The organism is Winogradskyella costae, from assembly GCF_013403865.1.
In the GTDB taxonomy this organism is placed as follows: domain Bacteria; phylum Bacteroidota; class Bacteroidia; order Flavobacteriales; family Flavobacteriaceae; genus Winogradskyella; species Winogradskyella costae.
Window position 1 is genome coordinate 1 of record NZ_JABFDK010000015.1, and the last position, 10,431, is coordinate 10,431.

Genomic DNA, 10,431 nt, shown 5'->3' on the forward strand with positions numbered 1-10,431 from the left:
AGTGTTCATTTTGTGTTTTCATAAGTGACTATAATTAATGGTTTAATTTTTAGTCAACCTATTTCAGGAAAGTTCATTCCTCCAATGAATGCCAACGTTGTTGTGTATGGTTAGTTGCGTGGTTAAGCAACTAAATTAGTAAACAAATACGAACCAGAGAAAATTCCGAAGGAATTTTCCAAATAAGCACTTGCCAAAGCAATTAATTATACACGGTGTTGGCAATAGTATTTTATTCCGTTTTAATAAATTCAATTTTTTCGTCCATAGAATCGCTTTTCGCTCGAACTTTAATTTTATTTCCGTTCGTTTCTAAAATCTCCACAAAGATTTTCTTTCCGATTACGCTACTAATATCTTTTGGGTGATTTAGTATCTTTTCATAAGTCATTACATATTCGCAATCAGATTTCCATTCTATTTTCGTGTATATTTCAACTCCTGTTTCCGAATTGATTTCGATTTGCAGATTATCAGTCCGCATAATTTTTTCTGGTCGATTTTTTTCTGCGTAAACAAACTTTCCAGTTTTAAAATCTGTGCAATTTTTTTCTTGTGCGCAACTATTCAAAGTCAGATTTAGGATTAATATTAAAATCAGATTTTTCATATTTATTCTTTATTTTTTGAAATCAACTTTTTCCCTTTGGTAATCCATATTATTGGACCAATTAATCCAATCATAACAGTTAGAATCTAAGTAGTTTTATCTCCTTTAAAATCTTTTGTTAGTATTAGGTAAATTGCTCTGAAAGTTGTGATAACTGACCAAAAACAAATTACTATTATTGAAAGTATTAAAATCGGATGCATTTCGTTTTCGATATTATTGCCAACGGTTTTGTGTATGGTTAGTTGCGTGGTTAAGCAACTAAGTTAGTAAACTTTAACGAACCCGTGAAAATTCCGCAGGAATTTTCGCAAGTAGGCAAGAACAAAGCAATTAATTATACACGGTGTTGGCAACAGGCTTTTTGTTCCGGTTTAATATTAATTCATTATTTATTCCATTTGGTAATTCAATTAGATAATCTGAACTCCATAATGTTTCAATTACTTTTCGCATATTCTCAATCTTATTGTCTAAAATTTGATTTATTTTTTTCAGAGACTCTGTTGTTTGAATAAATTTCATTAAATAATGAGTATCTAATTCTCCAAATTCAATTCCGTTGTTAATTTGAACATCTAAAAATTGTTCGGTATTTGTGTTTGTAAATGAGCAACTTTTTCCGTGAAAATGATATTTCCATTCATTATTTATTTCTCCTCTTTGATTTTCGCTTCTTTTGGTTTTTAGTTCGTAAACCTCATTAGAGTTATTCAGATTAATGTCGAACGTTTCAGCCAATAGGTTCATTAGAGAATGAGCTGTTTTATCAAACAATTCAATACAATTATGAAATTCAAGTATATTTTCTAAAACTACTTTTGTTGATATACTTGGAACAATATTCAGTTTATTCAGCCATTCAATTCGAGTCACGACATAATTAGGCAATTCTTTTTGTAATTTTAATACATAACTTCTGGTTAATTTCTCATCAGTCACAACAAACAATAAAGTCTCGTTTTCATTTAAAAGTTCTCGGACTTTTCCAATTTCAAGAGTTTTTTTGATGTTTATCGTCATTTTTTTCAGCTTGTTGCCAACGGTCTAGTGTATGATTTCGTTGTGTGTTTAAGGACTAAAGTTAGCAAATAAATCACAGATAGAAAGTCCGCGAGGACTTTCGTAAGTAGGCTATAACTAGCAATGAATTATACACATTGTTGCCCACAGTATTTTCTTCAGTATATTGGTCCATCGAATTTCACGATAGTCGTATCATTCTCCACTTCAAAATCAACCCAATGGTCGAGTGAGCCACCATTTGTATAATATCCACCACCACTTAATTCTTTCATTCCGTTTGCACGATTAAAAGTCAAAGTATATGCTCCATCCGATTTATTTATCTTCATTGAGAGAAATTCAGTTATGCTTTCATTCGGTTCAATTCGTTCAACTTTTATTATTTCAATCCTTTCAGTCGTTGTAAATTCAACATTTGTAATTGGTTCGCTTGAATTGTTTTTAATCTTGACTTCAATTCCGTTTTCTTTAAACATAAAGCACGAGTTTAAGGCCAAACACAATATCAAATAAAAAATCTTTTTCACGTTTTCTTTATTCAGTTTTAATAAATTCCAATTCGTCATCAATAGCATCACTTTTCGCTTGAACCTTAATTTTATTACCATCAGTTTCCAAAATATTCACAAATATTTGCTTTCCGATAATATCACTTACATCTCGATTAATATTTAATATTTTTTTATAAGTCAAAATATATTCGCATTCCGATTTCCACTCTACAGAAGTATGTATTTCAACACTTGTTTTTAAATTTCGCTCAATTTGTAAAGTGTCATTTCTTATAATTTCGAATGGCAGTTTTTCGTCAACGTATTTAAATTTTCCAGTTTTAAATTCCGCACAGTTTTTTTCTTGAGCACAACTGCTTAAAGTCAGAAGCAAAAGTATAAATGTGAGTAGTTTTTTCATATTGTGGGCAACGTTGTTGTGTAAGATTAGTTGCGTGTTTTAAGCACTAAAGTTAGTAAATAAATCACAGATAGAAAGTCCGCGAGGACTTTCGTAAATTGGCTAAAACCAGCAATTAATTTTACACGGTGTTGGCAATAGTATTTTATTTCTGTTCTTCAGCATATTTCACTAGTTCTAGATTAGATTTTTCGAATATTGCTTTAGTTGTTTCTAATTTAAATTTTTGACTCAAAATGTTTAAAAGTGAGTTAATTGAAATATTAATTTGCTGAATAATAAAAGTAGCTAATTTCGTTTGATATTTTCCAAAATATTCAGCAGCTTCCTCAGAACTCTTAAAGGAACTTAAATCTTTTTGTTGCATTCCTAGATAAATTCGAGCACCATAATAACTGTTATTTATTATTTCAGAAACATCTCTGTAAATAGAAAAAAAGCAAATGTTAAAAGCCCATTTACATACTCTCCATATTCATTTCCAATAATTTCAAGTTTCGTTTTAGTTGTTTCAGGTGTCCAACTTGAAACTTCTTTACCTTTTTTTGTAGTAAATTCAGCCAACGCTTCTTTCATTTCATTTGGTGCAGCTTGTTCATATTCTTTAATAAAATCTGAAAATCCACTTTTAATTTTGAAACCGTTAATGTCAATACCTCTAAATAAGTCTCTGTAACCTTTTTGATATGCGTGTTTTTTCGAGTTTTCAACAGCTTTTTGTTCTTTTGCACATAAAAAACCAACATTTATTATTGATTCAAAAAAAGGACGGGATAAAATAATTAAATCTCTGTAATGTTTGTTCTCGGTAAGCAGTATTATACTTTGTAATGTAGTCGAATTTAATGTCAATATTGGACCAATTACTGAGGTTAGCTCGCTATAACCAATTTGAGTTGGTGAAAGTTCATTTATAGCTTCTTTGTAGTAATCCGCTTGTTTTTTTAAGTGCTTAATTTCTATTTCGAGGTTCATTTTTATATTATTGCCAACGGTTTTGTATATGTAAAGTTGCGGGTTTGCGTGCGAGGAATTTCCAACGGAAATTCAGACGTAGCAAACATGCAACGACCTTTTGATTTAGCTAAAAGTAGCAATTTTTTATATACGTTGTTGCCTACAGTGCTTTTTTCTTACTGTAATTTAATGTTTCTCTTTTCAGGGTTTGAGTAAGTTCGTTCGTTTTCAATTCCTCAAACTTGCTCAAATTCCGATTTATTATTTTTTCGGTAGAGTGGAAGTCCGACGTTATTTTTAGGTTTAGTTCCGTTTCCAATTTTCCGTAATTTTGTCAAATTCCGTACAGCAATTCAGTCAGATTTTGAGTAAGCAATTCCGACGTTGCTTTTCATTCCTCATTTGAGTGAGAATTCAGCGTAATTTTCAGAATTCCGCAACATAGTTTTTTCGTTTTTACTTTCTTAAAATTCTAAAAAAAAAATCGAAAATAAAACCAAGCCTTTTTAATCCGCAAACTTGCTCCAGCATTGTAGGCAACGGTTAGTATATGAAAAGTAGGGCAGTTGATAAGCACTATATTTCGGATTTGATACTTAGCTAAATATAAATATTTTGTTTTTCGTTTAAACACCAAATTTTATATTTAGCGGACTTTATAAATAAACACAGAACTTTAGAGTTAGTACAAAAGCCCTATTTTTTATATACATTGTTGTGTGTAGTGTTTTATTACTGATTACTTAATTCTTTAAATCGATTTTCAAGGTTTACTTTGTATTTGTTATCTGTACATTTATCTAATGCAAATTTAGCTTGATTTTTAGCTTCTTCTTTTGTTCCGTAAAGTTCAGCACATTGACTTAATAAATCGTGATATATTGATAAACGGGATTTAGCATAATTATCTTTTTTAGCTAATTCAAATGCATTCGTGGCAGAACTATAACAATTAGAATCTTTATTTTTTAATTGAACTTTTGACTTTTGATAAAGAAGCCAATGGTCTTGTGATTGAATTGGGACTTTGTCTATTGAAAGTAGTGCTTTTTCATAGAGATTTGCTGTTGAATAAGCTTTAGCAAGTGCTCTTCCTTCATATGCACTTAATTTAGTTTTTTCAAATATTTTGTTCGCGAATAAAATACTTGTATCAGCAATTTTTTGTGATAAATCATCATCTTCTTCTCTTAAAGCGGATAGAGCTATATTAGTCAAACCTTCACATGCATTTAACCAATTGTTTTTATCAACAACTTCAGGTGTAGTTGTCAGAAGTTCAGGAATTGTTTTTATGAGATTTAGACATTCTAAACTGTTATGATAATTAAAAACAGAAGTAAAAGAAACAAACGCTTCAAAAAATTGACCAAAACCTTCAAATGATGATACTACAATAATATTTGCAAGTTTTTTAACTCGTTCTTTATTTTGATTAACTCTTTTGCTTATTTCCTTATAAGAGCGTAATCTAGCAAAAGTACCTAATGATACTCTCAAAGGAACAGTTGTGTAATCTTCTGTAATTGAAACTAATAATTTTTCTAAATATTCAGCTCCTATTTTCTTAAATTTTTCATCTACTTCATATTGAGAGCCTAGATGCACTATTTGAAGATATGAAGCATGCATATTAGAATCTATTTTTAGTAGTTCTAAAAAATTATCTAAAGCTTCTTGTGCCAAACCAGTACGTCTATATGCTTTGCCTAAATGATGTAATATTTCAATTTTTATCTCATCATTCGAAATTTTATGAATAATATTTTCGTATTCATTAATACAATCTTTAAAATAAGTGTTTCTTGAATCTTTATTCTCAATAGAATAAGCATGAGCTTCTTTTGAATCTACTAAACATTTGATTGAAGATAAGTCCATATCTTCAACTATGGTTTTATTATGTAATGATTCTTGAATTTCATCCCTTATTCCTTCTTCAATTTGAAGAAGGGAATATGTTATCCAATCAGGTTTGTTTTTATCTCTTGAATGATACTCTCGTAATAACATTTTATAAGATAAATGGATTTGTCTTATAAGACTAGGTGACATTGAAGCATTGTGTTTTGCAATGTAATTTTCAATACCCTTTGAAATATCTTTAGAGTTTAGGTTATCTTGAACAGCTGTATAAACCAAGTCGTGAATTTTTAAACAATTTGGAATATTTGCAGGAAGTAATATAGAAATACGTTGGAGGTTAGTTCTATTTAATACTTTTATATATTGTCCCAAAAATTCAGAATCATGAATTGGAGAACCAGAGTTAGCAATCTTTTTTAGAGCATTTAATGAGTTAGGTTCTAGCTTACCAAGAATACCGCTCATTATTGATTTTCCATTGTTATCATGTATATCATTGGGATACTTTAAAACTTCATTATATAATTCATTCCTTTCAATACCTTCTTCATCTACAAGGTTTCTGATTGTTGATAAAATTAGAGGTGAGCAATTACATAATTTAACGACATTTTTACAAATTTGAGATTCTCTACTAGGGATTTCACCTAGTATTTGTAACGAAACATCATCTGAAAACTCAGGAATTGAAAGGTATATTTTATTAGTCCTTGATATTTGAGATGTAACAATAAGTTTACTTCCTATAGAAAAACCATGAGATAATTCCAACGTGTCATTATCATTGAGAATTCTATTTAGGTTGTCAATTACTAATATTGTTTTAGATGAATTAAATAAACCTGCAATATTTACGGGTGAACCACCTCTTGTTCTTTGAATACTTGAAAGAGAAGTGTTTTTTTTCCAGTCGTCACCTGAAATCCAAAGGTAATTCTCGAAATTATTTTTTTCATTATGAATATAATCAATAGTTAATTGTGTTTTTCCAGAGCCACTGATTCCTGAAATTACGCATATATCATTATTGGATAAATGATGTTTGACCTTTTCTATGGCATGGTAGTCAGAAATATGCTTATCACAAAATGATGGAATTCTTCCATAATATTCATAATTATCTAAGTTTTGCGAAAATCCAGGGAAAAACGGTTTGTAATATGATGCGTAATCTGGAAACTTTATTGATTGTTCATATATAAGTTTTGCTAGTTCACGGCTGTCAAAAATTGTAGTAATAGCTCCATGTCTTTTTCCGATAGGAGTTTTGTTAAATTTTTTTCTAAATGATGGAGGTTCTTCATGGGAAGCTATTAAGTATATTTTATCAAGTTTATTTGAATCATTGTGACTATAAGCGTGTTCAATATCTTTTTCAATTTTTTTATAAACTGCAACTGTCTCGTCTTTTTTAGATGAGTCTTCAAAGTAGTTTTTTTCAGTACTATATTCTGCTATAATTTTAGAATTATTACTAAAGCTATCAACTGTGTAACCAGCAGGTTTATAATCTTTATTAATACCGTGATGAATCATTTTTTGTTCCTCTATTATAGAGACTAAATTATTTCCAACTAATTCTAAATTTGTAGGACTAAGACATTCAATTTCCTCTATTAAATTTTTTACAATTCTTTGTTTTATATATTCGAACATGATTCTTTATTAGAGTTTTTTACATTACACACAACGTGATTGTGTATGGTTAGTTGCGTGGTAAAGCAACTAATTTAGTAAACTTTTACGAACCTGAGAATATTCCGAAGGAATATTCCAGATGAGCAGAGACCAAGCAATTAATTATACACGGTGTTAGCAAACGTATTAATTTTCCACTTTGATTATTTTTGATGTTCCATTATTATATGTTTCGGCATATTTAGATTCCATCATTATTTTTTTTAATTGATTTATATTTTGAATGTGACTATAATTATTAAACTCTTTAAGAACGTTAAAATACATAGAATCAGTAGGCTTTCTTTTAATTGCTAATTCTAGTAACTCTTTGCTTTTAAGACTATCGCCTATTTCCATAAACATAGAAGCCATACTTAACGTGTCAGTTTTTAGCCAATATTCTTGTTCTTTTTTAGAAAACACCTCTCGTGCGTTCTTATAATATAATTCAGACTCCTTTTTCTTATCTAGTATTTCTAGTAAAAGTCCAGTTTTATAAAAGTATTGATATGCGTCTGGTTTAAGTTCGGTAAGTTTTTTATTCAGTTCTAAAGATTTTTGAAAATCGAGAGTTTCAAAAGATAATTCAGACATAACACGATAAGCATCAATATTCGAATTGTCTAACGAAATGATTTTTTCGCAATCTTTAATAGCATCATATTTTTTACCCGAAATTCTATTATCATTTACTTGCTTAAATAATTCCGCAATTTCTTTTTCATTATCGGAATTACAGCTAAATAGTATTAGAATTAATGATATGCAGATAGTTTGTCTCATATGTTTGCTAACGTGATTGTGTATGGTTAGTTGCGTGGTTAAGCAACTAAGTTAGCAAACTTTTACGAACCCGTGAATATTCCGCAGGAATATTCGCAAGTAGGCAAGAACCAAGCAATTAATTATACACGGTGTTGCCAGTAGTGTTTTATTCCTCCACAATCTTATTTATTCTCGGTTGTATAAACCAAATACCAATCGGAAAAAACCAAATCATAAAAAAATCGCCCATATAATCATTCAGAGTTACTTCTCGTTTCAATTCAGCCGTTTTTATTGTTTTGGAAGCGAAGTATAATTGGTAAAACATACAGAACATAGAGAATAAATGCAAGGGTAAAATAAAGAACATCATTTTTCCAATTATTCCACCAACAGTTCTATCTCCAGAAGAAATTCCATAAATAGTTGTTCCAATTAAGGTTAAAAAAAATGTTATATAAATTAAAGGGATGAAAAAGAATATTTTGAATTTCTTTAATTTTAATTGTATTTCATTAGGAATATATTTCTGTAATCCAATTCCAATTGACCAAAACCAACCAAAGAAAAATCCCATATAAATAAACATAATTATAGGAAATAATTTGAATGAATTAAACATTGTAGCTGGCTCTGGATTTCCATTTGAGTCAATATTGGAAAACATTGAAGTCATTATTATAATCTGAAATATAATTGGAACTCCAAACATTAAAATAAATAGTTGCCAATGTTTAGCTTTCAAAAATTTGTCTATCATATTGCGGTTGAGTTTACATTACTGGCAACGGTTTTGTATATGATACGTTGCGTGGTTTAGCACGTAATTTAGCAAATAAAAACCAAATAGAAAATCCGCGAGGATTTTCGTAAGTAGGCTCTCATTAGCAATGGATTATATACGTTGTTGTAAGTAGTGCTTTTTTCATTCACTTACTTAATTTCAAAATCCGAAACGCTCCTTGAATTACCAAAATAAAAACGATTGTTCCGATAATTAAATCAGGTTTACTCGAACTCAACCAATTTACCAAAATTCCAGCAATTATTACTCCTAAATTGATAATCACGTCATTTGATGTAAAAATCATACTCGCTTTCATATGAGCCTCTTCTTTGCTTTTTGACTTTTGCAAAATGTAAAGACAAATTCCGTTTGCGATAAGTGCAAAAATCGAAACGATAATCATTGTCGAAAAATCGGGTAATTTCTCGTCTCCGAAAAATCTTCTTAAAACTTCCACAAATCCAATAATCGCAAGTGTAATTTGAAAATATCCAGCAAGTTTTGCAATCCGCTTTTTCTTAACTATAGTTCCTCCAACCGCAAACAAACTAATTCCGTACACGAAACTGTCGGCAAGCATATCCAAACTGTCTGCAACAAGTCCCATTGATTTTGAGATAATTCCTGTTGTCATTTCGATAATGAAAAAAGCAAAATTGATTGCAAGTACAGACCAAAGTAGCTTTTTTTGGTTTGCGTTTTCTTTAAATTCCGTTTGGTCGGTTTGTTCCGTTGAGATTTTTTTTCCGCCTAAATTCAGTTCGATAACTGACTTTTCGATTTGGTCAATTTCTCCGCTGTGAAAAACAGTCAATTTTCGATTCGGAATATCAAAGTCCAGATTCGCAATACTTGAAATTCCGTCCAATTTCATTCGGATTAGATTTTCCTCTGAAGGACAGTCCATTTTGGTAATTTCAAATATCGTTTTATTCACTCGGTTTCTGGGTTTTTAGGCATTACTTACAACGGTTTTGTGTATGGTTAGTTGCGTGGTTAAGCAACTAATTTAGTAAACAAAAACGAACGCGAGAAAATTCCGAAGGAATTTTCCAAATAATCACTTGCCAAAGCAATTAATTATACACGGTGTTGTGGTTAGTTTTATTGCTTGGTTAATTGCATTATTTCCGGGATTTTAAAATCAGACATATCGTAAATAGGTTTCTCTCCTGTTCCTTTGCATGTTTGATAGTTTTTTCTAACCCATAAAAGTTTAGGGATTTTATCAGGTATATATTCTATTATTAAATCAGCATTTTTATATCTAATATGATTATTTTCAGTAGGTTCATCATATAGTAATGAAATCTTATTTTCTGAAAAAATACCATTTCCACTTATGTAGCTATCCTCAATTTTTGTGTTGTAGATTTCAATACCTTTATTTTTGTATATAAATTCAGATACTAATTCGTCAGACATTATGTTCACTTTCGGAAAGTTATCTATTCTTACTTTTTTATCAATAATAATTTGGAAATAAACACTATCGTTCTCAAAATTCCACGTTCCAATATATTTATCAAGATTTTTGTTTAAATCTTTATAGTAAATAGTATCGTTTTTGGATAATTCGGTAATCCCATCAGGAAATGAGCCTAATTTCACGATTTTCTGTTGAGCATTAACAAAATTGTTAATACAGAATAGATATAATATAATTAAATAAATTTTCATTTAGTATTATTAATTAGTTCTTATGAAAAATAGATATGGATGTATGCTATCTGATTTTCTCAAATTAACCACAACGTGTTTCTTTAGTTTGTATTAAATATCTTTAACTAGAAAAAGAGGAGAACTATAACGTGTTTTAGATTAGAGA

General features: G+C 29.7%; 11 protein-coding genes. All 11 read right to left on the reverse strand.

Annotation, left to right across the window (positions count from 1 at the left end):
- Positions 1–232: 232 nt before the first annotated feature.
- The 11 genes from HM986_RS17300 to HM986_RS17350 all read right to left on the reverse strand — a co-directional run bounded on the left by HM986_RS17300 (position 233) and on the right by HM986_RS17350 (position 10,283).
- A complete protein-coding gene (locus tag HM986_RS17300; RefSeq protein ID WP_218841465.1) occupies positions 233–484 on the reverse strand; it encodes a hypothetical protein in 252 nt (83 codons plus the stop codon).
- 459 nt (positions 485–943) lie between these two features.
- On the reverse strand, positions 944–1,633 hold the full coding sequence (locus HM986_RS17305; protein WP_179336305.1) for a DUF6896 domain-containing protein: 690 nt from the start codon (positions 1,631–1,633) through the stop codon (positions 944–946).
- A 158-nt stretch (positions 1,634–1,791) separates the two neighbouring features.
- On the reverse strand, positions 1,792–2,112 hold the full coding sequence (locus HM986_RS17310) for a hypothetical protein (protein ID WP_179336306.1): 321 nt from the start codon (positions 2,110–2,112) through the stop codon (positions 1,792–1,794).
- 58 nt (positions 2,113–2,170) lie between these two features.
- Entirely contained in the window at positions 2,171–2,548 is a 378-nt protein-coding gene (locus HM986_RS17315; RefSeq protein WP_179336307.1) for a DNA topoisomerase IV, read from the reverse strand.
- A gap of 145 nt (positions 2,549–2,693) precedes the next feature.
- Positions 2,694–2,915 (reverse strand): hypothetical protein, encoded by a 222-nt coding sequence (locus tag HM986_RS17320; RefSeq protein WP_179336308.1) that lies wholly within the window; start codon positions 2,913–2,915, stop codon positions 2,694–2,696.
- 38 nt (positions 2,916–2,953) lie between these two features.
- The gene (locus HM986_RS17325; RefSeq protein ID WP_179336309.1) at positions 2,954–3,523 is read right to left on the reverse strand and encodes a DUF5677 domain-containing protein; all 570 of its coding nucleotides are present in this window, start codon (positions 3,521–3,523) and stop codon (positions 2,954–2,956) included.
- A gap of 714 nt (positions 3,524–4,237) precedes the next feature.
- Entirely contained in the window at positions 4,238–7,027 is a 2,790-nt protein-coding gene (locus tag HM986_RS17330; protein ID WP_179336310.1) for a tetratricopeptide repeat protein, read from the reverse strand.
- A gap of 168 nt (positions 7,028–7,195) precedes the next feature.
- Positions 7,196–7,834, reverse strand: coding sequence for a tetratricopeptide repeat protein (locus tag HM986_RS17335; protein ID WP_179314807.1), 639 nt, complete (start codon positions 7,832–7,834; stop codon positions 7,196–7,198).
- Between the two features lie 148 nt (positions 7,835–7,982).
- Positions 7,983–8,576, reverse strand: coding sequence for a hypothetical protein (locus HM986_RS17340; protein WP_179314797.1), 594 nt, complete (start codon positions 8,574–8,576; stop codon positions 7,983–7,985).
- Between the two features lie 169 nt (positions 8,577–8,745).
- The gene (locus HM986_RS17345) at positions 8,746–9,540 is read right to left on the reverse strand and encodes a cation transporter (protein WP_162838496.1); all 795 of its coding nucleotides are present in this window, start codon (positions 9,538–9,540) and stop codon (positions 8,746–8,748) included.
- A gap of 167 nt (positions 9,541–9,707) precedes the next feature.
- Entirely contained in the window at positions 9,708–10,283 is a 576-nt protein-coding gene (locus HM986_RS17350) for a DUF6705 family protein (RefSeq protein WP_317167408.1), read from the reverse strand.
- Positions 10,284–10,431: the final 148 nt, after the last annotated feature.